We start from the raw sequence: 22,378 nt of genomic DNA, 5'->3' as shown, positions 1-22,378 counted from the left end.
CGTCAGCCGCCGTCAGCTGCCGTCGTCGCCGTCGGCGTCCGCCTCCGCGGTGGGCGCTGCGGCGGCGCCGCCCTTGCTGATGCCGAGCTTGGCCTCGGCCGTCGTCCAGTCGGCGGCGATCGCCTGCTGGGCGGCGGTCAGGGTGACCTGGCCCTTGCAGATCGCGGTGTGCAGATGGGTCTCCACCGAGTCCTTGGGGTTGTTCGGGCCCTTGCCGGAGACGTGCCCGGGTGAGGGCGGCTGGACCCAGAGGTTGCGCGGGTCGTTGGGGTCGCCGCCGAGCTGGAGGCTGATCAGGTGGTCGTACTCGGCGTCGCCCATCGGGCCGTCGTAGCCGTACGACTTGGCGTTCCCGGTCTTCTCCTTGCCGGTGATGTTGACCGGCGGGCGGATGGTCGAGGTGTAGCCGCCCGGCTTGCAGATGGTGTCGTTGATGTTGCCCTGGTTGACGGCCGGGCTGATCGCCCCCGGGGTGCAGTTCGGGTCGGGCAGAGGCTGCTTGTCCGCGGTGTAGCGGTAGTGGCAGCTGCCCGCGGCGGGCTGCGGCTGGGCGTCGTAGGAGCTCTTCGGGCCGGGCCCGGTCACGATCGCGGCCGGGGCGGGCTGGGCGGCGTCGCCCGCGGCCGCCGGGGCGGAGCTGTGGGCGCCGTCCTTGGCGTGGGAGCTTTCCTTGGCGTGCGAGCCGTCCTTGGCGGTCTGGCCGCCACCGGACGAGCAGCCGGCGGCTGCGGCGAGCAGGACGGCCGCGGCTATGGCGAGGGCGCCTCGGGCGGGAGCCGGCACGGAGTTCCTCCAGGTCGTTGCGGTAGTACGGGCGGCCGGCCGGCGAGGGTGCCGGAGGCCGCGCCAGCGGACACTACCGTGTGGAGGGGGCCGAACGGGTGACGCCACGTCCGGCGCGGGAGGACTGTCGCGGGCGCGCGGAATCGTTTCCGCGACCTGAGCGGACGCGTGGACACCCGAGCGGACGCGTCGACACCCGGGCGGACGCGTCGGTGCCTTGAGCAGCCGCCGCCGGAACGGCCGCCGGCACCGCGGCCGTCAGAACCGGCGCAGCGTCGCGATCCAGTCGGTGATCAGGTCCTCCAGCACGCCCAGCGGCAGACTGCCGTGCCCGATCACCTCGTGGTGGAACTCCCGGACGTCGAAGCGCCCGCCGAGCGCGGCCTGCGCCCGCTCGCGGTGCCGGACGATCTCCCGACGGCCGATCAGGTACGCGGTGGCCTGGCCGGGCCAGGCGATGTACCGGTCGATCTCGTTGCGGACGTTGGCCTCGGGAGTGGCGGTGTTGTCCCGCATGAAAGCCATCGCCCGCTCCCGGGACCAGCCGTAGTGGTGCAGCCCGGTGTCCACCACCAGGCGCACCGCGCGCAGCGCGTCCATCGAGAGCATGCCGAAGCGGGACAGCTCCGAGCTGTACAGGCCCATCTCGTCGGCCAGCCGCTCGGTGTACAGGCCCCAGCCCTCGACGTGCGCGGTCAGCTGGCCGCTCGGCTGCTGCCGGAAGCGCGGCAGCCGGTTCAGGGTGCGGGCGACGGCGAGCTGGAGGTGGTGGCCGGGCACGCTCTCGTGGAAGGCGATCGCCTCGTACTCGTAGCTGAACCGGCTCTCCGGGTTCAGCGTGTTGATCCAGTGGGTGCCGGGCAGCCCGCCCGGCCCCGGCGGCTGGTAGTAGGCCAGCGGTGCGGTCTCCGCCTCCAGCGGGTCGATCTCCCTGGTCACGCAGTCGGCGATCGGGTACGGGCGGAACCAGTCGGCCGAGGCGCGCCGGGCGCGCTCCAGGGCGCCGTCCACCAGGGCGACGATCTCGGCCGAGCTGCCGAAGCGCAGCGACCGGTCCTCGCGCAGCGTGGTGAGCACGGCGTCGGTGCCGTTGACGCCGAGCACCTTGCCGCCCAGCTCGGCGAACTCCTCGCGCAGCGCCGCCACCGTCTCCAGGCCGATCCGGTGCACCTCCTCCGGGGCCAGCCCGGGGCGGGTGTAGCGGCCGACGGCGTCGGCGTAGCCCTCGGCGCCGCCGGGCACGTGGCAGACTCCGGCCTCGGTGTCCGGGCGGGCGCCCGGGGCCAGCCGCTGGGCCAGCCCGGCCCGGTAGCGGGCCACGGCCGGCCGGACGCCGTCGCGCACGATCGCCCGGGCCCGCTCGAACTCCCGGCGGCCCTGGAGCGGGCGCAGCAGCTGGTCGGCGGTCGGCTCGGCGGCCAGGTAGCCGTCCAGCTGGTTGATCGCGGCGTCCACCCCGCTGCGCAGCGGGTGCCGGCCCTCGGCGGCGGCGTCCAGGCTGACCTGGAGGACGGCGTCGAAGTAGCCGGGCAGGCCGGCCAGCCGCTCCAGGTAGGCGTCGGCGCCCTCCTGGTCGACGGAGGTCATGGCGAGCGAGCTGAACACCGTGTTGTGCGGGGCGACGATGGTCGCGGAGACGCTGAAGTCGGCCAGCCCGTGGGCGATCCGGCCGCTGTTGTTGTCGATCAGCCGGGCGAGCACCCGGTGGGTGATGCGGTCCTCGCCGGTCAACCCGTCCAGCGGGATCGCGGCCAGCCGGGCGCCGAAGCCCTGGAGCACCTCGCGGTGGCGCAGCGCGGCCGCGCGGGAGGGGTCGGGCACCTCGTGGGCGTAGCCCTCGGTGCCGGCGAGGGTGGCCTCGAAGGGGTCGTGAGCGTTCTCGGCGGTGAAGAACTCCTCGGCGAGGGCGGCAAGTTCAGCCTGAGCGGAGGTGCCGGCCGGAGCAGAGGTGCCGGCCGGAGAGGAGACGCCGGCCCGCGAGGAGGAGTCGGCCTGCGAAGAGGCGCCGGCCTGCTGGGCGGGGCCGGCGGGCTGGTCGGTCATGGGTCGCTCCCGGGTCCGGTGTGTTCAGTGCGACACGGGTTCCCTGGGGCGGCCCCGATGGGGCCGATTATTCGGAGTCGGCGACGGCGCGGTCAATACACGGCGGACGGGAAGGAGTTCCGTCCGCACGTGGTGAACGCGCCGCCGCCGGAGCCGGGTTCAGCGGCCCTTGGTCTCCTTGGCCTCCTTGGCGGCCTTGGCGGCCTGCTCGGCGGCCTCCTTCTCGTGCTTCGCCTTGATCCGGGCCTCTTCCTTGCGGAGGTCCACCTGGTTGGCGCGCTCGTGCTGGAGCCAGAGCGGGTTCTCCGCCTTGATCGCGTCGATCTCGTCGGTGGTGAGGGCCTCGGTCACGCCGCCGCGGGCCAGGCCCGCGATGGAGACGCCGAGCTTGGCGGCGACCACCGGGCGCGGGTGCGGGCCGTTCTTGCGCAGCTCCTGGAGCCACTGGGGCGGCTCGGCCTGCAGCGCGTTGAGCTCCTCGCGGGAGACCACGCCCTCCTGGAAGTCGGTCGGCGCCGCGGCGAGGTAGATCCCCAGCTTCTTGGCCGCCGTGGCCGGCTTCATGGTCTGGCTGGTCTTCTGCTTGAGCGATGTCATGTGACAAGGGTAAGGGAGTGCGCGGGCGCTTCCGGTCACGGTCGGTAGCCTTGCCCTGTGACAGACATGCAGGTGAACCCGCCCTTCCGGCTCGCGTACGTTCCGGGCGTGACCCCCGGCAAATGGGCCCGGGTCTGGGTCGAGCGGCTCCCGGACGTCCCGCTCGACCTGGTCGCGGTGCCTTCCACCGACGGTGAGCGGACGGTGCGCGAGGGTGCGGTGGACGCCGGGCTGGTCCGGCTGCCGGTCGACAAGGACGTGCTCAGCGCGATCCCGCTCTACACCGAGAGCACCGTGGTTCTCTTCCCCAAGGACCACTGGCTCGCCGCCGCCGAGGAGGTGGCCCTGGACGACCTCGCCGAGGAGGTGGTCTTCCACCCGCTGGACGACACCCTCGGCTTCACCGCCGACACCCTGCCCGGGCGCCCGGCCATCGCCCGCCCGGACACCACCGCGGACGCGGTCGAGCTGGTGGCGGCCAACGTCGGCGTGCTGCTGGTGCCCCAGTCGCTGGCCCGGCTGCACCACCGGCGGGACCTCACCTACCGGCCGGTGCTGGAGGCGCCGCAGTCGCAGGTGGCGCTGTCCTGGCCGCAGGAGCGCACCACGGACCTGGTGGAGGAGTTCATCGGGATCGTCCGGGGGCGGACCGTCAACAGCTCGCGCGGCCGCGGGGCGGGGGCGGCGGCCGAGGCCCAGCAGAAGAAGGCCGCGGCGCAGCGCAAGCCCCAGCAGCAGTCCCAGAAGCCCAAGCCGAAGCCGAAGCCGGCGGCGGGTGGCCGAGGCGGGGCCGCCGCCCGGCGGGGCAAGCCGAAGCGGCGCTCCTAGGACGCCCCGGAGAGTAGCGTCGGCCCCGTTCCGGACAGTCGTGGTGGGAGGAGCGGGGCCGTGTGGCATGACCTGGTGGTCGTCCAGATTCCGATCGTGGAGAAGATCCTCCGGACGATCGCGGTCTACGTGCTGATCCTGGTGCTGTTCCGGCTCGCCGGGAAGCGCGGGCTGGCGGGGTTGAACACCTTCGACATGGTGGTGGTGTTCCTGCTCTCCAACGTGGTGCAGAACGCGATCATCGGCAACGACAACAGCCTGCTGGGCGGCACGATCGGCGCGGTCACCCTGGTCGCGGTGAACGCCGGGGTGACCCGCTGGCTGGCCCGGGACCCGCGGGCCGCGCGAATCCTGGAGGGCGCGCCGACCACGGTGGTCCGGGACGGCGAGCTGGTGCCCGGCGCGCTGCACGACCTGGCGCTGCGCCCGTCCGAGCTGGAGCACGCGATCCGGGTGCAGAACGGTGACGACGTCAGCGATGTCGCGCGGGCCCGGCTGGAGCCGGACGGGCAGCTGCTGGTGACCCTCCGGGCGGCCGAGCGGAGCGCCACCAAGGGCGATGTGGAGGAGCTGCGGGAGCGGCTGGCGTCGATCGAGCGGCTGCTGGCCGCCATCGCCGCCGACCGCCGGCCCCCGCACTGACGGACCCCACGTTGACGGCCCCGCATTGACGGCCCCGCACTGACGGGCCCCACGTTGACGGCCCCGCGCGGACGCACCCCACGTTGACGACCCCGGGCCGGGTCAGCCCTCGGAGGGGGCGGCGGCCAGGCTGGTGCCGCGGCGCCGGCCGCGGGCGGTGGCGGTGGCCAGGGCGAAGCCGAGGGTGGCGGCGAGCAGGTGGCCGACGGTGGTGAACTCCGGGAGCGGTCCGGGCCAGTCGTGGTCGCCGGCCAGCGGCCAGGCGAGCACGAAGGCGGCCCAGGGCAGTCGGGCCCAGCGGGGCAGCGCGAGGGTGGCGAAGGCGAGGGCGGCCTGGGCGCCGTAGCTGATGCCGTAGTCCGAGGCCTCCCGCACGCTCTCCGGGTACCAGCCCTGGTGCAGGGCGAGCACGATCACCAGGGCGGTGATCAGGGTGGCGCCGACGTGCCCGGCGAGGAACACCGCGGCGGCCCGCGGGGTGCCGAAGCGGCGTTCGGCCCAGGCCAGGCCGACGACGATGCCCAGGCCGAGGGTGATCAGGGTGCCGCCGAAGCCGGTGGAGGCGATGTCGGTGAGCGTGCCGTCGTACAGCAGCGCGCTGCCGACCAGGGCGCGGGCCGGGTGGTCGTGGAGGTTGTCGAGGTTGGTGCTGATGTAGCCGCGCAGGTCGTCGGCCTGCGCCTCGGACAGTCCGTACTCGACCCAGGCGTGTCCGAGCAGCAGCAGCCCGACGTAGACGAGCGTCAGCGGCGAGCGCCGCGGGTAGGTGCGGACGGCGCGCGGCAGCCCGGTGAGGAGCCCCAACGGGCGTCGAGCGTTCATGGTCTGATGGTGTCCCGGTCGAGCGGCTGGTCCGGCCGGTCCGGATGCGACCGGCCACCTCGGGACAGTACCGAATACCGGTGGACGCCGGGCCGGTGCGCCCCTCAGCGGATGCGGTGGGCGAGCGTCGCGGTGAAGGGGCGGGGGGACAGCGAGGCGCTGCGGTGCGGGCGGATGGGCCGGTCGCGGGTGGGGGTGACGGTCCAGCGGGCGGCGATGGTGGCGAGGGCGAGGGCGGCTTCGGTGGTGCCGAAGGCGTCGCCGATGCAGCGGCGGGCGCCGAGGCCGAAAGGGGTGTAGATGCCGGGGGCGGGGTGGGCGGTGGTGAGCCAGCGGTCGGGGTCGAAGCGGTCGGGGCAGGGGAAGAGGTCGGCGCGGCGGTGGAGCAGGTAGGGGCTGTAGAGGACGGTGGCGCCGGCCGGGAGGGGGTGGCCGCCGAGTTCGGTGTCGACGGTGGTGGTGCGGCTGAGGATCCAGGCGGGCGGGTAGAGCCGCAGGGTCTCGCTGACGATCCGGGCGGTGAGCGGCAGGGCGTGCAGGTCCTGGTGGCGGGCGGGGCGGCCGTCGAGGACGGTGTCGAGTTCGGTGTGCAGGCGCTCGCGGACGGCCGGGTTGGCGGCGAGCAGGGTCCAGGCCCAGGAGAGGGTGGCGGCGGTGGTCTCCATGCCGGCCAGCAGGAAGGTGACCACCTGGTCGTGGATCTCGTCGTCGGTCAGGCCCCGGCCGTCCTCGTCGCGGGCGCCGAGCAGGGTGGAGAGCAGGTCGTGGTGGTCGGTGCCGGCGGCGCGGTAGTCGGCGATCAGGCGGTCGGTGATCTCCCGGAGGTCCCGCCGGGCGCGGGCGAAGCGGCGGTTGCCGGGGGTGGGGATCCGGTCGGCGCCGGGCAGCGGCAGCATCATCCGCCGGGCGACGCCGTGGGCGACGACGTCCATGGAGGTGTGGACGGGCAGTGCGCCGGCCCGCTCGTGGGCGGCGAACAGGCAGCGGGCGGTGACGGCGGTGGAGAGGCGGTACATCGCGGCGGGTACGTCGACCACGGCGCCGTCGCGCCAGCGGGCGGTGGTGCCGGCGATCTCCTCGGCCATCATGGCGGCGTAGCCGGGCAGCCGGTCGCGGTGGAACGCGGGTTGGAGCATGCGGCGTTGGCGCCGGTGGAGGGCGGCGGGGCAGGTGGCGAGCCCGTTGCCGAAGGCCTCGCGGGCCTTCTCGACGATGATGCCGCCCTTGTCGTAGGTGCGGTGCTCGGTGAGCAGCCGGCGCACCAGGTCGGGGTGGCAGGCGACGTACGCGTCGAGCGGGCCGAGCCGCACCCGGACGAGGTCGCCGTGGGCGGGCAGCCCGGCCACGAAGTCGAGCGGGTTGCGGAGGAGGGCGGGGGCGTGGCCGAGCAGGGGGAGTGCGCCGGGGGCGGTGGCCGAGGTGTACTGGTCGGTCGGGCGGTACTGGGTGGGCACGGGCGTCACCTCGGGGAGGGCGGGTTCGTCGGGCGTCGGTGATCTTTCCCGGGGCCCGTCGGTGAAACGGCTGGTGACCGGCGGGTGGGGTGAACGTGGGGGCGCAGATAGAACGGCCGTGCGCCGTGCCGGGCTTGACGGCCGGTTCGGGGCGGTCCGCGCGGGGGTATCCGGGGGCGGTGCCACACGCCTACACTGCGAACCTCCGTACGATTACCGGCTGGTATACCGACCGGTACAGTCACGTGGCACTACCGGTTGGGAGTTGGGATGGCCGACGAGCGGGCCCACGCGTTCACCGACGACGCCCTCGGCACGCACGACGCGGTGGCCCTGGCCGCCCTGGTCCGGGCCGGCGAGGTCAACCCCCGGGAGCTGGTCGCGGCCGCCGTCGCCCGCGCCGGACGGATCGACGGCGCGCTGCTGCCCGTCGCCCACGCGAGCCACGACCGGCCCCGGATCAGCCGCGAGGGCATCGGCGGCCCGCTCTGGGGCGTGCCGACCTACCTCAAGGACAACGTCGACCTGCGCGGCCTGCCGACCGCCATGGGCAGCGAGGCCTACCGGGCCCGCCCGGCCCGCCGCAACGCGCCCTTCGCCGACCAGCTGCTCTCCACCGGCCTGGCTGTGCTCGGCAAGACCCGGCTGCCCGAGTTCGGCCTGAACGCCTCCACCGAGTTCGCCACCGCCCAGCCGGTGCGCAACCCCTGGAAGACCTCCCACTCGCCCGGCGCCTCCTCCGGCGGCTCGGCGGCCCTGGTGGCCGCCGGCGTGGTGCCGATCGCGCACGCCAACGACGGCGGCGGCTCGATCCGCATCCCGGCGGCCTGCTGCGGACTGGTCGGCCTCAAGCCCACCCGCGGCCGGCTGGTCACCAACGCCCAGGGCGGCAAGCTGCCGATCGACCTGGTCACCGACGGGGTGGTGACCCGCACGGTGCGCGACACCGCCGCCTTCTTCGCCGCCGCCGAGCGCCACCACCGCAACCCGAAACTGCCCCCGCTCGGCCTGGTCGAGGGGCCCGGGGAGCGCCGGCTGCGGATCGGCCTGGTGGTGGACTCACCGACCGCCAAGACCGACGAGGCGACCCGCCGGGCCGTCGAGGAGACCGCCGCCCGGCTGGAGGCGATGGGCCACCGGGTGGTGCCGACCACCCTGCCCTTCGGCGAGGAGTTCTCCCGCGACTTCCTCGCGTACTGGGGCTACATCGCCTGGGTGATCGCCCTCACCGGCCGGGTCATGCTCGACCCGAGCTTCCGGGCCGGCCGGCTGGACGGCCTCACCACCGGGCTGCGCCGCGGCTTCCAGGCGGAGTTCCCGCGCATCCCCGGCGTGCTGCGCCGGCTGCGCCAGGCCGAGGCCGTCTACGCGGGGATCTTCCGCGAGCACGACGCGATCCTCTCCCCGGTGCTCGCCCACACCGCCCCGCCGATCGGGCACCTCAGCCCCAACGTCGCCTTCGACGAGCTGATCGAGCGGCTGCTGCGCTACGTCGCCTTCACCCCGGTCAACAACGTGACCGGCGGCCCGGGCATCGCCCTGCCCGCCGGGGCGGCGCCCAGCGGCCTGCCGATCGGGGTGCACCTGTCGGCCGCGCACGGGCAGGAGCGGCTGCTGCTGGAGCTGGCCTTCGCGCTGGAGGCGGACCGGCCCTGGCGGCGCATCCAGGACTGACCGGGGCTGAGCGGCGGGGCTGAGCGGCGGGGCTGAGCGGTGCCGGCCAGGACAGACCGGGACGGAGCGGAACAGACCAGGACGGAGTAGGACGGACCAGGACGGAGCAGGGCTGACCGGGGCCCGCCCTCAGGTGGCGGCGACGGACCTCGCCGCGTGCACCTCGTGGTACAGCCGGGCCAGCGCGGAGTCCGGCGCCAGCGCGTCCGGGGAGCCCGGGGGCAGCGGAGCGCCGGTGCGCAGCGCCTCGGCCAGGTCGGTCAGCTCCCGGGCGACGGCGCCGACCTCGGCCGGGGTCGGCACCGGCGCTCCGTGCTCGATCCGCACCCGGGTCGCCGTGGTGGTGTCCACGATCCGCTCCACCGCGATCACCAGCGGCCACCAGGCCTCCGCCCGGGCGCCGACCGGCGGCGGCTCGGTGAGCGCCCGCTGGAACTCGCTGCGCACCGTGGAGAGGTCCCGGTAGAGCCGCCGCCGGTAGCGGGCCCGGGCCGGTTCGTCCCGGCCGGGCGCGGTGGTGAAGGCCAGCGACACGTACGAGGCGGTGTCCTGGACGGCGTCGGCCAGCCGGTCGCCGATCCGGGTGTGCCAGGACTCCGGCCACAGCAGGTAGCCCGCGACCAGGGCGATGGCGCAGCCGATCAGCGAGTCGTACAGCCGGGGCAGCACCAGGTGGAAGCCCTGGTGGTTGAGCAGGTCGGAGAGCATCAGGATGACCGGGGTGATCGCCGCGGTCTGGAAGGCGTACCCCTTGACGGACAGCACCGGGATGAGCATGGCGAGCGCCGCCATCACGGGCACGTCCCACCAGCCGCGCTCCACCTCGGCCAGCACCGGGATCGCGATCAGCAGCCCGGTGGCCGTCCCGACCGCGCGCAGCACCGCGCGGGAGAACACCGAGCCGAAGTCCGGCTTCAGCACGAAGGTGACGGTCAGCGCCACCCAGTACGAGCGCGGCACGGCGATCACCGACACCAGCACCTGGGCCAGCCCGATGCACAGTGCCAGGCGCAGCCCGTACCGCCAGGAGGCGCCGGACAGCAGCAGCGCGCGGGCCGTCCGGCGGGCCCGCACCTCCAGGCCGGCGGGCCGGCCCAGCCGGTCGGCGGCCGCGTACGGGTCGGGCTCGGGCTCGTGCACGACGGTGGCGGCGTGCCCGATCGCCTCGGCCAGCGCCCGGGTGGAGGGGCCGCGTGGTTCGGGCAGCACTGGCGGCGGGGGAGCGGGGCCGGAGCGGCCCCGTGCGACGGACTCGGCCAGCTCGCGCACGGCGGCCGGGTAGGCGGGCGACAGCGGACCGTAGTCGGGCGGGCGCAGCTGGGCCGCCGCGGCGCCCTCGACCACCGGGATCAGCGCGTTGAGCTGGGCGAGCAGGCGCACCAGGGTGGCGGAGCGGCCGTGCCGGCGGGCCCGGCGGGCCAGCAGCAGGTCGTAGGAATGGTTCAGCGACTGGGTGAGCGCCCGGCGGCGGTCCTCGTACCCGGGGGAACCGGTGGCCTCCAGGAGTGCGGCCACCGCCCGGTAGGTGTCGGCGACCACGGCGCGCTCGGGCGTGCCCCCGCGCATCGGCCAGGCGAGCAGGGTGAGGGCGAGCACCAGCAGGCCGCCGAGCAGCAACAGGGCGGGCGGCAGCCACCACGGGGAGGGCATCGGCAGGCCGGCCCCGACCACCGCGTTCAGCAGCAGGAGCAGGCCCGAGACGGAGGCGACCGCGCCGACCGAGGAGATCATGCCGGAGAGCAGCGCGACCACGGTCAGCACCGCCACGGCCGTCCAGCCGGAGCCGTACACCTGGGTGCCGGCCAGCACCCCGAGGGCGCCGAACGACTGCGGCACGGCAATGTTGAACACCCGCATCCGGTAGGCGTCCGCGGTGTCCCCGATGACGGCGGACAGCGCGCCCATCGACACCAGCGCGCCGTAGCCGGTACGGCCGGTGGCGGTGCCGACGGCGAGCGGGGCGGCGAGCGCCACCGCGGCACGGGCCGCCGCGGCCCAGGGGACCGGCGCGTCCTGGGGCCGCAGGCCCTCGGTCAGCCAGCGGGGCGGGGTCGGCCGGGCGCGTGCCGGCCGGGTGCGTGCCGTCCGGGCGCGTGCCAGTCGGATGGGTGCCAGCCGGGTGCGTGCCACAGACCCAACGTACGGCGGGCCGGTTCGGTTCACCCTTCGCGGTTATGTCAATTTCCGAAACATACCCGCCCTTATGTCAGTCTGCGAAACATAAAGCGAACCCAGAGGCGCTGTGAACTGCGCTGATTTCCCAATCGGTTACCTGCGGGAAAGGGTTGACACCATTAGTTGGTCTAGTCCAACGTATGGGGAAGCGCGGCCCGGCGAAGGCTGATGCGGGGTAAGTGCCCGTGCCGGGCGGGTGAGTTGGCCCCCTGACGTGGCGTAGTGCGCCGCTCGGGGGCCGGGGCGAGAAGGAGCGCATGCGGACGGGCCATCGGTCCGCGCCACGAATTCCCCTTCCGGCCGACGACCGGCCACCGGCTCGCCGCGCCCGCACCGGGCGCCCGAGGAAGCGCTGCATCGACCACGAACCACGGAGTGACCGCCCATGCCGAGCCCTGACGAACACCCCGAGGGATATCTGTACCGGGCCGCCTCGCAGCGCCCCTACTTCAGCGCCGACACCGAGAGCTACCTCGCCGGAACCGCCCTGCGTGAACTGCGCAAGAAGCACCCGCTCCGGGTGCTCTCCGAGGCGGACTTCGCGCACTGGCAGACCTACGGCTACGTCGTCGTCGAGCAGGCGATCCCGGCCGAGGCCGCACGCCGACTGCTCGACTTCGCCTGGGACTTCCAGGGCCTGTCGCCCGACCGCCCCGAGGACTGGTACCGCGAGCGCGACCACCGCGACGAACTCGACCAGCACCTGCACATCTACGGCTTCGTCGAGGCCTACCACCACCAACTCATCTGGGACAGCCGCCAGTCGCAGCGCGTCTACGACGCCTTCGTGGACGTCTGGGACTGCGAGGAGCTGTGGGTCACCCTCGACCGGCTCAACCTCAACCCGCCGAACGTGCGCAACCGCGACCGCGCCCTCATCGAACCCACCGAGCAGGGCTTCGACATCGAACTCCACTGGGACGTCGACACCACCCGGGCCATGCTCCCGCAGCGCGTCCAGGGCATCATCGCGCTCAACGACACCGCCCCCGACCACGGCGGCTTCCAGTGCGACCCGGAGCTGTTCCGCCGCCATAACGAGTGGCAGGCTACCCAGCCCGCCGACCGCGACCCGATCCGCCCGGACATCGACCGCGCCGAGTTCCCGGTCGTGCGGCCCGAGTTGAAGGCCGGCGACCTGCTGATCTGGAACGGCCTGCTCGCCCACGGCGTCGCGCCCAACACCTCCGCGGACGGCGTGCGCTCGGTGCAGTACCTCGCCATGATGCCCGCCCTGGAGGAGGCCGAGCCGCTGCGCCGCTCCCGGGTGGAGTCCTGGCGCACCCTCTCCACCCCCGACTGGAACCGCACCCTGGTCGGAGACGCCGACCGGCCCGAGGCGCTGCGCTACGGACCGGCCGAACTCACCGAACTCGGCGAGAAGCTGCTCGGCCTGCGGTCCTGGACCGGCCGCACCTTCGAGCAGCCCGAAGGGGAGCGTCCGTGCGCGCCGTCTGCCTGACCCTGCCCACCAACCGCGAGTGCGCGGACACCATCACCGCGATCGGCACCGAAGCCGCCCACGCCGCCCGCGCCTTCGGCGTCCGGGTGCACTATCTGGTGCTCGACTCCGCCGACCCGGCGGCCCGCGCCCGGCACGCCGCGGCCGTCGCCGCACTCCCGGCCGCCGAGGGCGTGGTCACCCACCACCTGGACGAGGACGCCCAACGCGCCTTCCTGAGCGCCGTGATCGAGCGCGCCGTGTTCGAGCGCGCCGTGTTCGAGCGCACCGTGTTCGAGCGCGCCGGGGCGGAGAACTCCGGGACGGAGAACGCGGGAACGGAGAACGCGGGAACGGAGAACGCGGGGACGGAGAACGCCGGGACGGAGAACGCCGGACTCCCGGAGCCCGAGAAGCTGCTCGACCTGATGCTCCCCGACGCCGTCTCCTACGGCGCCTGCACCAACCGGGCGTTCCTGCTGGCCGCCGCCCTCGGCTGCGCCTCCGTGCACCGCCGCGACTCCGACAGCCGCTACCAGTGGCACGACGGCGCACCGGTGTTCCCGATCGACCACGAACTCGCCACCATCGGCCTCAAGGCCGCCGACGCGGCCGCCGCCGTCACCGAGCACACCCTCGACCCGGCGCACGCCGACAAGCCGGTCGCCCTGGTCGGCGCCTCCTTCATCGGCGAACTCTCCGTCGACCTCGGCGAGATCCGCGCCCTCGACCCGCAGACCTACCACGACCTGGTCGCGCTCTGGGCGCCCACCGGAGCCACCGAGGAGGAACGGCGGGAACTCGTCGCCGAGTCCTTCACCGGCGGCGGCACCGAACCCTTCACCGCCGACCGCGCCGTGCTCGACCGGCCCGACATCTGGCGGATCGACATGTGCAACATCGCCCTCGACCACGAGGTCTACGAACGCGTTCCGCTGCCGCCCGCCACCGACACCATCGGCAGCGACTACTTCCTGCACCACCTCGTGCACGACGCCACCCTGCCCGGGGTGACCCACAACCGGCACATCGTCAACTACTACACCCCGGAACGGCGCACCGGCTCCGGCTTCACCGCCTACCAGGAGCGCTACGCCAAGTTCCTGCTCTCCATGCTCTACCTCCACCCGGTCTACTCCGAGATGGAACGGGCCGGCGAGGCCCTGCTCGACGAGCACCACCACGTCCGCCCCGCGGCGATCGCCGACTCCGCCCGCCGCAGCGCCACGACGGACCGCGCCGAGAACCACCGGCGACTCGCCGAACTCGACCGCTGCTACCGGCGACTCGGCGGCAGGTACGCCGAGTTCGCCGACCACCTGGCGCCCCGACGGGCACGGCTGCTCGACGAGGCGCAGGCGGACATCGAGGACTTCGCCCTGCTGATCGACGCGTGGGGCCCGCTGGTGCGGGCGAGCAAGACCACGCCCGCCGACCGGCTGCCGTGGTAGCCAGCCGCACCGGGAGCTCACACGTGACACGCACTGAACCACGTCCGACCACCGAGCCGCGTCACCCCGCCGAGGCGCGCGAGCGGCCCGAGCACGAGAGGACCAACCACCGCGCCCCGACCGCGGCCGCCACCGTGCACGCCGACCGCGTGCCCCGCCCCGACCAGCACGACCACGGCGCCCTGCGCGCCGCGCTCGCCGCCGCCACCGAGGACACCGTCGTCTACGACCTGGCCGGCATCGGCCGCCAGTACGCCGCGCTGTGCGCCGAACTGCCCGGTGTGGCCGTCCGGTTCGCGATGAAGGCCTGCCCCGTCGACGAGGTGCTCGGCCACCTCGCCGGGCTCGGCTCCGGCTTCGACGCGGCCAGCCCGCAGGAGATCGCCCAGGCGCTGCGCACCGGGGTGGCCCCCGAACTGATCCACTACGGCAACACCATCAAGTCCGACCGCAACATCGCCGAGGCCTACCGGCTGGGCGTGCGCGACTTCGCCACCGACAGCCTGGAGGACGTCGCCGCGATCGCCGAACACGCCCCTGGCTCACGGGTGTTCTGCCGCATCGCGACCACCGGCGAGGGTGCCCTGTGGGGCCTCAGCCACAAGTTCGGCTGCTCGCCCGAGGACGCCCTGCGGGTGCTCGGCGCCGCCCGCACCGCCGGGCTGGTGCCGTCCGGCCTGTCCGTGCACGTCGGCTCCCAGCAGATGACCGCCGAGGCCTGGGCCGCGGCGATCGAATCGCTGGCGGCCGTCCTGGAGGCGCTCAACTGGCGCGGCATCACCCCGGAGCGGATCAACCTGGGCGGCGGACTGCCCGCCCTCGGGGTGCTCGACCGGCGCGGCCGGCCGCTCGAACCGCCGCTGGACAAGATGTTCACGGTGCTCCGCGAGGGCATGGAACGGCTGCGCGCCGTCAACGCCGCCCCGCTGGACTTCCTGCTGGAGCCCGGCCGCCACCTGGTCGCCGACCACGGCGCGATCCGCGCCCACGTCGCCCGGCTCTCCTCCCGCCACCGGCTCGACGGCACCCGCGAGGACTGGCTCTACCTGAGCTGCGGCAAGTTCAACGGCCTCTACGAGATGGACCAGCTGCAGTACCGGCTGGAGTTCCCCACCCACCCCGGCGGCCAGTTCGTCAACGCCGTGGTGGCCGGCCCGACCTGCGACAGCGACGACGCGTACGCCCAGGACGGCGGCCCGGTACGGGTCCCGCGCGCGGTCGCCTCCGGCGACCCGGTGTGGATCCACTCCTGCGGCGCGTACGCGACCGCCTACGCCACCCAGGGGTTCAACGGCTTCGCACCGCTGCCGTACACCTGCGTCGGCGGCCCGGTGCCGGACGGCGGACACCCATGACCGACACCCTGATCCGGCTGCTCCGCGACACCGACTGGCCCGAGGTGATCGCCGCCGAGGAGCGGGCCTACGCCGCCAGCGGCCTGTCCGAGGGGGGCGAGGCGCTGCGCTCCCGGCACCGCGCCTCGCCGTCGACCTGCTTCGTGCTGGAGGACGCGGACGGCTTCGCCGGCTACCTGCTCGCCCTGCCGTACCCGCTGTTCCGCTGCCCGGACCTCAGCCGGGCCTCCGACGGCGCGGTCCTGCGGCGCGAGCAGAGCAACCTGCACGCCCACGACCTGGTGATCGCCGAGCGGGCCCGCGGCCGGGGCCTGGCCCCACGGTTGCTCCGGCACCTGGAGGCGGCCGGCCGGGCGGCCGGTCACCGCACCCTCTCGCTGGTCGCCGTGCGCGGCTCCGAGGTGCTGTGGACCCGGCTGGGCTACCGGGCCCGGCCCGAGGTCGGACTGCCCGCGAGCTACGGCGCCGAGGCGGTCTACATGGCGAAGCCGCTGGACCGCGCCCCGAATCCCGCGGACCCGACCCTCGGATCCGCGCCCAGAGCCGAAGTGGGCTGATGCACATGTCCTCCCCCGCACGCGACGAGTTCCGCCGGTCCCAACTGGCCATCGGCGCACTGTTCTTCGTCCTCGGACTGCAGTACGCGACCTGGGTCTCCCGGGTGCCCGCGCTCAAGGCCCGGCTCGACCTGGGCGAGGCCCAGATCGGCCTGCTGCTGATGACCTGCGGGATCGGCGCGGCGGTGTCCTTCCCGCTGGTCACGGTGCTGATGCGGCGGCTCGGCTCCCGGCTGCTCTCGGTGCTGTCCGCGCTCGCCCTGGGCGTGATCCTGCTCGCACTGTCGGTGGTGCCGAACTATCCGGTCACCCTGCTGGTGCTGTTCTGCGACGGCGTCGCGGTCGGCTGCCTGAACGTCGCGATGAACGCCCAGGGCGCCGCGCTGGAGGCCCGCTTCGAGCGCACCACGATGTCCAGGCTGCACGCCACCTTCAGCGCCGGCTCGCTGCTGGCCGCCCTGCTGGCCTCCGGCGTGAACGCCTTCACCGGCACCCTCGCCGTCCACTTCGGCCTGGCCGCCGCGCTGCTGGCGCTGCTGGTGGTGGCCGCCCGGCCGGGCCTGCTGGCCGACGGGCCGACGGCAGCCGACGGCTCCGAGCCCGCGGCGGCCACGGAGAAGGAGCGGAAGCGCCGCTTCGTCCTGCCCGCCGCGGCCACCCTCTGGATGGGTCTGGCGATGGTCTTCGGCACCGTCACCGAGGGCGCGATGAACGACTGGTCGGCGCTCTACCTCAAGGACGTGGTGCACGCGGGCGCCGGGATCGCGCCGCTGGGCATCGCCGTCGTCTCCGTGATGATGGTCTGCGCCCGGATCTTCGCCGACGGCTGGCGCACCCGCCTCGGCGACGGCCGGATCGTCCGCACCGGCAGCCTGCTGGCCGGACTCGGCCTCGCCCTGGCCCTGCTGGCCGGCGGCGTCGTACCGACCCTGCTCGGCTTCGCCTGCGTCGGCCTCGGTGTCGCCGCCGTCACCCCGTGCGTCTACGTCGCCGCCGCCCGCCAGGGCCCCGACGCGCTCTCCCTGGTCGCCGCCATGGGCACCACCGGCCTGCTGGCCGGGCCCGCCGTGATCGGCTTCATCGCCGGCGGCACCAGCCTGGTCTGGGGCATGGCCGCCGTCGCCGCCTCCGCCGCGGTCGTCTCCCTCTGCGCCACCCGGATCAGTTGGCCGCAGCCCCGGCCGGCCGCCCGGCTCGCCGTCGAGACGAGCTGACGGTCGAACTGACGGCCCATCAGTGCTCGCCCGGCCCGCCCGCGTCCCCCGTCGCGGCGAGTCGGGCGAGTCCGTTCCGCAGGGCGGTGAGCCGGGCGATCTCGGCGTCCAGGGCGGCGAGCCGGGCGGACACCACGGGGGCGAAGGTCTCCGAGCCGGGCTCGGCGGAGCAGCGCCGGGGCGGGTCCGCGTCCAGCAGGTCGAACCGGTGCACCCGGCTGACCAGGTCGTCCACCGTCAGCCCGACGGCCAGCAGTCGGCGGATCGCCCGGACCCTGGCGACCTCCCCGGGGCCGTACTCGCGCTGCCCGGAGGGGGTGCGGGCCGGTGGCGGCAGCAGGCCGCGCTGTTCGTAGAAGCGCAGGGCCCTGGGGGTGGTGCCCGCCGCGGCTGCCGCGTCGCCGATCCGCATCCCGCCTCCTCGGTGCTCAGAGCTCCACGAGGGTCGCTCCGAAGGTGTCGCCGGTGAACAACCGGACCAACGCGTGCGGGGCCTGATCGATGCCCGCGACGGAGGTGTGGGGGACGGTGAGTTCGCCGGTGCGAAGCCAGTCGCCGAGGCGCCGGTGCCATTCGGCGTCCAGATCCGGATGGTCGGCGACGGTGAAGCCGCGCAGGGTCAGGCCGAGGACGCAGATCCGGAAGCCGTCGATCACGGCGGGCGCGCTGCTGCCCGGTGTCGCCGGGTCGAGCTGGCCGGCCAGGGCACCGACCACGGCGATCCGGGCGCCGCGCCGGGCCGCGTCCACGGCGGCGGTCAGCTGGTCGCCGCCGACCAGGTCCAGCACCACGTCGACGCCCTCGGGCGCGGCCTCGGCCAGTTGCTCGGCGAGCGGGCGTTCGCCGGGCACCAGGGCGGCGTCGTAACCGAGTTCGGAGGTGAGCCGCTTCGCCTTGGCGGGCGAGCGGGTGGTGCCGATCACCCGTGCGGCGCCGAGCAGCCGGGCGATCTGTCCGGCCACCGTGCCGACCGCGCCCGCCGCTCCGGTCACCAGCACCACGTCTCCGGGGCGCAGTGCGGCGGTGCGGGTCAGTCCGCCGTAGCCGGCCGAGCCGACCGAGACCAGGGCCAGCGGGTCCGGGAAGTCCGCCGGGACGGGGGTGAACCGCGCCGCGTCGGCGACGAGCCCCTCCCGCCAGCCGGAGAGGTGGGTGACCAGGTCGCCCGGGCGCAGCGGCCCGCCGTCCGGGGCGGCCAGCACCTCGCCGAGGGCCGGGCCGAACAGCGCGTCGCCGGGGTCGATGGCGGGGAGCGGCACGCCGGTGGCCTCGCCGCCGATCAGGGTGCGCAGGCCGGGGAAGACCAGGAAGGCCTTGTTGCGGACCAGTACCTGGCCGGGTCCGGGCGCGGGCAGCGGCTCGTCGGCGATGGTGAAGTCCCGGGGCGTGGGCAGTCCGTGCGGACGGGTGGCCAGTCGCACGACGCGGGCGGTGCCGGGCAGGGGCATGACGGGGCTCCTCGCGGGAGGGAGGGTGCGGCGGCCGGTCCGCCGCGGGATGCCCGGACGCTAACCCCTGACGCGTGCGTCAGGGGCAAGCCAAGCCCGGTGGTGGGACGGGTGTCTGACGAGGCCTCGGGACCTCCGCCTTCTAGAGTCTCCTGCGGTACGACCGTATGACCATGAGCCAGGTGAGCCGCGTGAGAGGGAACAGCAGTATGACCGAGCAGGTCCCCGAGCCCTTCGAGCCCGTCGACGAGGACTGGCAGACCGCGGTGGCGATCGTCGCCCACCCCGACGACATGGAGTACGGCGGCGCCGCCGCCGTCGCCCGCTGGACGGCCCAGGGCAAGAAGGTGATCTACGTGATGGTCACCAGCGGCGAGGCCGGCATCGACTCGCTCGCCCCCGAGCAGTGCGGACCGCTGCGCGAGGCCGAGCAGCTCGCCTCCGCCCGCGTCGTCGGGGTGGAGACCGTCGAGTTCCTCGGCCACCCGGACGGCGTGGTCGAGTACGGCCTGCCGCTGCGCCGCGACATCGCCCGGGTGGTCCGCCGGCACCGCCCGGACATCGTGATCACCAGCAACTTCCGGGACACCTACGGCGGGGTGCTCCTCAACCAGGCCGACCACATCGCGGTCGGCCGGGCCACCCTGGACGGCGTGCGCGACGCCGGGAACCGCTGGGTGTTCCGCGAACTGCTGGACGAGGGCCACGAGCCCTGGAACGGGGTCCGGCAGATCTGGGCGGCCGCCTCGCCCGAGGCCCGGCACGCGGTGGACTCCACCGACACCTTCGACCTGGGCGTCGCCTCGCTGGCGGAGCACAGGGCGTACCTCGCCGGGCTGGGTGGGGCGATGGCGGAGCCCCGGGAGTTCCTGGAGGGCTTCGGCCGGGGCGCGGGCACCCGGTTGGGGACGCGCTTCGCGGTGCCCTTCGAGGTGTTCCCGCTGGGCTAGCCGCGCGCCGAGCCGTTGCTGGCCGAGTCGTCCCCGGCGGCGTCACCCCCTGAGGCGCCGTCCTCCCCGGCGGCGCCGTCGCCGGAGGTGTCGGCGTCCTCGCGGCGCCGGCGCCGGTAGCGCAGCACCTGCCGCAGCAGGAACACCGCGACCAGCACGCCGAGCCCGATCGCGAACCAGAGCTGGTAGCGGATCGCCGTCCGGTACACCGTCCCGATGTTGGCCCCGGCGACGTACCCGAAGGTGCCCCAGACGGCCGTCCACAGCACGGCGCCGAGCAGGTTGAAGACGGAGAAGCGGCGCCAGGGCATCTCGGTGGTCCCGGCGATGATGCCGTTGTACTGGCGCAGCCCGTCCACGAAGCGGGCGACCGCGACGACCTTGCCGCCGTGCCGGGCGAAGAAGCCGTCCGCGCGTTCCATCCGGGCCGGGGTGAGCAGCACGTACCGGCCCCAGCGGTGGACGAAGGCGCGCCCGCCGGTGTGGCCGATCAGGTAGCCCAGGCTGTTGCCGACGGTGGCGGCGGCCACCGCGATCAGCAGGACGGCGGCGAGGTCCAGGTGCCCGGTGCCCGCGTACACCGAGGCGAGCACCAGGATGGTCTGCCCCGGCACCGGGATGCCGCAGTTGTCCAGCAGCACGAGCAGCGCCACCGCCAGGTACCCGTAGTGGTCCAGCAGTGGCGCGAGCCCGGAGAGCGCCCCGGGCAGGGGGGTCGTCGGTGCGGACACCGCTCCTCACCACCTCGCCCGGGCGCGGCGCGGGGTGGTGGGGAGGTGGGTCAGCGTTCCGCCAGGCGGGATTCGATGTTGCAGTCGGGGCCGGGGTAGATCAGGCCCTCGTGGCCGTCGTCGAAGCGGACTACGTACGGCGGTTCGCCGTTGGTGCCGCGCACCTCGATGATCTCGCCGGTCTGGTCCGTCATACCCACCCGGCTGCTGTGGATGTGGAGCTGGTCACCTACCGCTGCGTGCATGGTCTGCTCCTCGGGTCGTGCGGCCGTTTCCGCTATCCACTGTGCTGCGCGGGCGACGGCCTCGCAACGGCTCGGACGGACGGGATGCGCGGGGCCGGTGGGCCGGGCGTCAGCGGGCGGGCAGTCGTTGCACGAGGTAACCGCGCACCAGCCGCTTGCACTCGGCGATCAGGGCCGGATCGCCCTGAGGGTCCCCCCGGAACGCCAGTTTGAGCACCGCGTCGGCCGCCTCCAGGGCGACCCGCAGGGCGAGCGTGGTGGCCGCCGGGTCGCCCGCCTCGAACAACTCGCCGCCGAGGGCCTGCAGCCGCAGGGCGACGGCGGTGTTGTTGTCCACGCTCGCGTCCAGCAGGTGGGTCTCGTCCCGCACCCCGGCCGGGACCGCCGTGCCGGACAGCCCGAAGTCCACCTGTCCGAAGCCGGGCACCGCGCGCTTCATCGCGACGAACTCCTCCACGGCCAGGTCGGTGAACCCGGCCGGGCCGACCGGGTTCACCGACCTGGCCAGCCGGGCGTCCAGGCGCTGGAGGTAGTGGTCGAGGTTGCGGGTGGCGAGGGCGGCCAGCAGGTCCTCCTTGCCGGCGAAGAACTGGTACAGGGTGCCGATCGGCACCTGGGCGCGCTGGGCGACCTCCTTGGTGGTGAGCGCGGTCGCCCCGACCTCGTCCAGCAGCCCGGCGCAGGCGTCCAGGATGCGGCCGTACCGCTCCTGGCTGCGCTGCTGGACCGGCCGCCGCCTGGCCGGTCCGGGGCTGTGCTGGAGACTCCGGGCGTCAACGCTCATGGCGCAACTCTGCCGCATCCGCTGTTCCGACGGCGAATCATCGGGGCGGGGGAGGGCCGGAGTTTCCGGTGGGGAGGGAATCAACTGGTGGCCGGAGCTGAACGGCACGGTGGCGGGAAGGTGTCCACGGGTTGGCATTGCTCTTGTCGTGGACGCGAAGACCGGTTCATACTCCTGGGGCGGAATCACCTTGCGTGGTCATCGCGTGCCTCTTCGTGGTGACCGCGATCCCAGCTGTCTGTGGCGACGACGGGCGACACCGCCGCCACCCGAAGTCTGGACGGACCCGTGTGCCCCCTTGCCCGTACCGCGTCCCGTTGTGCCCTTGCCCGACGCACCCGCTGTGCGTCCCGTCGAACGGAAGGAGGGGGTCGGTACGGTGACGTTGTTCTCCACCGGGCGTGAGGCCCTCGACACCGAGTACCGCCGTCAGTTCCTGGAGTCCGGCTACCTGGTCCTGCCCGGACTGCTCCCCGAAGCACTGCGCGAACGCCTCGCCCCCGAGGTGGACCGCTGGGTGGACGAGGGCCTGCGGGCCCGCTCGATCGCCGCCTGCACCGACCCCGACCGGTACGGGCCGCCCCCGGTGCTGGAACTGGAGCTCCCCGCCCACGGCGAACTGCTCACCCACCCGCCGCTGCTGCGGGCGCTGACCGGCCTGATCGGCCCGAACTTCGTCTTCCACCACCTGCACAGCGACCGCCAGGCCCCCGACATCCCCGGCAAGCCCTGGCACCACGACTACGAGCCGAACGACGGCGCCGACCCCTCGCTGCTGATGGTCCACGCGCTGCACTACCTCGGCGGCCTGGACGACACGGTCGGCAGCCTGGCCGTCCTGCCCGGCTCGCACCGCACCGCCGCCGACAAGAGCGCCTACGCCCACCACGGCACCGGCGAACTGCCCGGCGAGGTGGTCCTCGACCGGCTGGCGCCCGGCACCACCGTGCTGCTCAACTCGGCACTGTTCCACACCCGCAGACCGGCGCCCGAGGGGCCCGGCCGGCCCCGCTACTTCATCGACGCCTCCTACTGCCAGGTCGGAGCGCGCTGGCGCCCGGTGAAGCCGCACTGGCGGCGGATGCTCGCCCGGGCCCGCGAACTGGACCTGGCCGACGGCCAGTGGCCCGACCTGTTCGCGGAACACCACTTCACCGAGTACACCGGAACCGTCTGAACCGTCT

At 74.2% G+C, this 22,378-nt stretch carries 21 protein-coding genes; 10 read left to right on the top strand and 11 right to left on the bottom strand.

The annotated features are described in order from the left end of the window. Positions 1 to 12: 12 nt before the first annotated feature. From ACZ3YL_RS32875 to ACZ3YL_RS32865, 3 genes are all read right to left on the bottom strand, one after another. The gene (locus ACZ3YL_RS32875) at positions 13 to 783 is read right to left on the bottom strand and encodes a hypothetical protein (protein ID WP_465660930.1); all 771 of its coding nucleotides are present in this window, start codon (positions 781 to 783) and stop codon (positions 13 to 15) included. A 258-nt stretch (positions 784 to 1,041) separates the two neighbouring features. Beyond that, positions 1,042 to 2,826: a DUF885 domain-containing protein gene (locus ACZ3YL_RS32870; RefSeq protein WP_188310103.1), complete on the bottom strand. Its 1,785-nt coding sequence runs from the start codon at positions 2,824 to 2,826 to the stop codon at positions 1,042 to 1,044. Between the two features lie 159 nt (positions 2,827 to 2,985). Continuing rightward, on the bottom strand, positions 2,986 to 3,423 hold the full coding sequence (locus tag ACZ3YL_RS32865; RefSeq protein WP_188310104.1) for a DUF5997 family protein: 438 nt from the start codon (positions 3,421 to 3,423) through the stop codon (positions 2,986 to 2,988). Positions 3,424 to 3,480: 57 nt separating this feature from the next. Here ACZ3YL_RS32865 and ACZ3YL_RS32860 point away from each other — a divergent pair, with 57 nt between their 5' ends. Beyond that, positions 3,481 to 4,251 (top strand): LysR family substrate-binding domain-containing protein, encoded by a 771-nt coding sequence (locus tag ACZ3YL_RS32860; protein ID WP_465660928.1) that lies wholly within the window; start codon positions 3,481 to 3,483, stop codon positions 4,249 to 4,251. Between the two features lie 60 nt (positions 4,252 to 4,311). After that, positions 4,312 to 4,893, top strand: coding sequence for a DUF421 domain-containing protein (locus tag ACZ3YL_RS32855; protein WP_188310105.1), 582 nt, complete (start codon positions 4,312 to 4,314; stop codon positions 4,891 to 4,893). A gap of 102 nt (positions 4,894 to 4,995) precedes the next feature. Here the strand turns inward: ACZ3YL_RS32855 and ACZ3YL_RS32850 are convergent, their stop codons facing one another. Both ACZ3YL_RS32850 and ACZ3YL_RS32845 read right to left on the bottom strand, forming a co-directional pair. After that, positions 4,996 to 5,715 (bottom strand): rhomboid-like protein, encoded by a 720-nt coding sequence (locus ACZ3YL_RS32850; protein ID WP_188310106.1) that lies wholly within the window; start codon positions 5,713 to 5,715, stop codon positions 4,996 to 4,998. A gap of 104 nt (positions 5,716 to 5,819) precedes the next feature. Continuing rightward, positions 5,820 to 7,169, bottom strand: coding sequence for a cytochrome P450 (locus ACZ3YL_RS32845; protein ID WP_465660926.1), 1,350 nt, complete (start codon positions 7,167 to 7,169; stop codon positions 5,820 to 5,822). Positions 7,170 to 7,439: 270 nt separating this feature from the next. Between ACZ3YL_RS32845 and ACZ3YL_RS32840 the strand changes: the two genes are divergently transcribed. Further along, positions 7,440 to 8,843 (top strand): amidase, encoded by a 1,404-nt coding sequence (locus ACZ3YL_RS32840; protein ID WP_465660924.1) that lies wholly within the window; start codon positions 7,440 to 7,442, stop codon positions 8,841 to 8,843. Between the two features lie 129 nt (positions 8,844 to 8,972). Here the strand turns inward: ACZ3YL_RS32840 and ACZ3YL_RS32835 are convergent, their stop codons facing one another. Then, on the bottom strand, positions 8,973 to 10,880 hold the full coding sequence (locus ACZ3YL_RS32835; RefSeq protein ID WP_465660992.1) for an FUSC family protein: 1,908 nt from the start codon (positions 10,878 to 10,880) through the stop codon (positions 8,973 to 8,975). Positions 10,881 to 11,403: 523 nt separating this feature from the next. On the opposite strand from ACZ3YL_RS32835, the gene ACZ3YL_RS32830 reads away from it, so the two are divergent. From ACZ3YL_RS32830 to ACZ3YL_RS32810, 5 genes are all read left to right on the top strand, one after another. Continuing rightward, entirely contained in the window at positions 11,404 to 12,480 is a 1,077-nt protein-coding gene (locus tag ACZ3YL_RS32830) for a phytanoyl-CoA dioxygenase family protein (RefSeq protein WP_188306241.1), read from the top strand. Next, positions 12,462 to 13,910, top strand: a complete 1,449-nt coding sequence (locus ACZ3YL_RS32825; protein WP_465660922.1) for a DUF6271 family protein — start codon at positions 12,462 to 12,464, stop codon at positions 13,908 to 13,910. Before ACZ3YL_RS32830 ends, ACZ3YL_RS32825 begins: the two co-directional genes overlap by 19 nt. A gap of 149 nt (positions 13,911 to 14,059) precedes the next feature. Continuing rightward, positions 14,060 to 15,265, top strand: coding sequence for a type III PLP-dependent enzyme (locus ACZ3YL_RS32820; protein WP_188306247.1), 1,206 nt, complete (start codon positions 14,060 to 14,062; stop codon positions 15,263 to 15,265). Then, complete coding sequence (locus tag ACZ3YL_RS32815; RefSeq protein WP_188306239.1) at positions 15,262 to 15,822, top strand: GNAT family N-acetyltransferase; 561 nt, start codon at positions 15,262 to 15,264, stop codon at positions 15,820 to 15,822. Before ACZ3YL_RS32820 ends, ACZ3YL_RS32815 begins: the two co-directional genes overlap by 4 nt. Then, the gene (locus ACZ3YL_RS32810) at positions 15,822 to 17,036 is read left to right on the top strand and encodes an MFS transporter (RefSeq protein ID WP_188306238.1); all 1,215 of its coding nucleotides are present in this window, start codon (positions 15,822 to 15,824) and stop codon (positions 17,034 to 17,036) included. The genes ACZ3YL_RS32815 and ACZ3YL_RS32810 overlap by 1 nt, the downstream gene beginning before the upstream one ends. 19 nt (positions 17,037 to 17,055) lie before the next feature. On the opposite strand, the gene ACZ3YL_RS32805 is transcribed toward ACZ3YL_RS32810, so the two are convergent. Together ACZ3YL_RS32805 and ACZ3YL_RS32800 are read right to left on the bottom strand one after the other, a co-directional pair. Next, positions 17,056 to 17,448 (bottom strand): MerR family transcriptional regulator, encoded by a 393-nt coding sequence (locus ACZ3YL_RS32805; protein WP_188306237.1) that lies wholly within the window; start codon positions 17,446 to 17,448, stop codon positions 17,056 to 17,058. A 16-nt stretch (positions 17,449 to 17,464) separates the two neighbouring features. After that, on the bottom strand, positions 17,465 to 18,484 hold the full coding sequence (locus tag ACZ3YL_RS32800; protein WP_465660919.1) for an MDR family NADP-dependent oxidoreductase: 1,020 nt from the start codon (positions 18,482 to 18,484) through the stop codon (positions 17,465 to 17,467). A 209-nt stretch (positions 18,485 to 18,693) separates the two neighbouring features. On the opposite strand from ACZ3YL_RS32800, the gene ACZ3YL_RS32795 reads away from it, so the two are divergent. Continuing rightward, positions 18,694 to 19,434 carry a PIG-L deacetylase family protein gene (locus tag ACZ3YL_RS32795; RefSeq protein ID WP_465660917.1) on the top strand — a complete coding sequence of 247 codons (741 nt, stop codon included), beginning with the start codon at positions 18,694 to 18,696 and terminating at the stop codon, positions 19,432 to 19,434. Here the strand turns inward: ACZ3YL_RS32795 and ACZ3YL_RS32790 are convergent. From ACZ3YL_RS32790 to ACZ3YL_RS32780, 3 genes are all read right to left on the bottom strand, one after another. Continuing rightward, positions 19,431 to 20,165, bottom strand: coding sequence for a DedA family protein (locus ACZ3YL_RS32790; RefSeq protein ID WP_465660915.1), 735 nt, complete (start codon positions 20,163 to 20,165; stop codon positions 19,431 to 19,433). The genes ACZ3YL_RS32795 and ACZ3YL_RS32790 overlap by 4 nt on opposite strands. A gap of 50 nt (positions 20,166 to 20,215) precedes the next feature. Further along, positions 20,216 to 20,410, bottom strand: coding sequence for a DUF1918 domain-containing protein (locus tag ACZ3YL_RS32785; RefSeq protein WP_188306233.1), 195 nt, complete (start codon positions 20,408 to 20,410; stop codon positions 20,216 to 20,218). A 109-nt stretch (positions 20,411 to 20,519) separates the two neighbouring features. Beyond that, entirely contained in the window at positions 20,520 to 21,194 is a 675-nt protein-coding gene (locus ACZ3YL_RS32780) for a TetR/AcrR family transcriptional regulator (protein ID WP_188306232.1), read from the bottom strand. Positions 21,195 to 21,573: 379 nt separating this feature from the next. Here ACZ3YL_RS32780 and ACZ3YL_RS32775 point away from each other — a divergent pair, with 379 nt between their 5' ends. Continuing rightward, entirely contained in the window at positions 21,574 to 22,371 is a 798-nt protein-coding gene (locus tag ACZ3YL_RS32775) for a phytanoyl-CoA dioxygenase family protein (protein WP_317621183.1), read from the top strand. Positions 22,372 to 22,378: the final 7 nt, after the last annotated feature.

Source organism: Kitasatospora sp. NPDC023176 (genome assembly GCF_055560495.1).
This window is presented reverse-complemented; position numbering and strand designations above follow the sequence as displayed.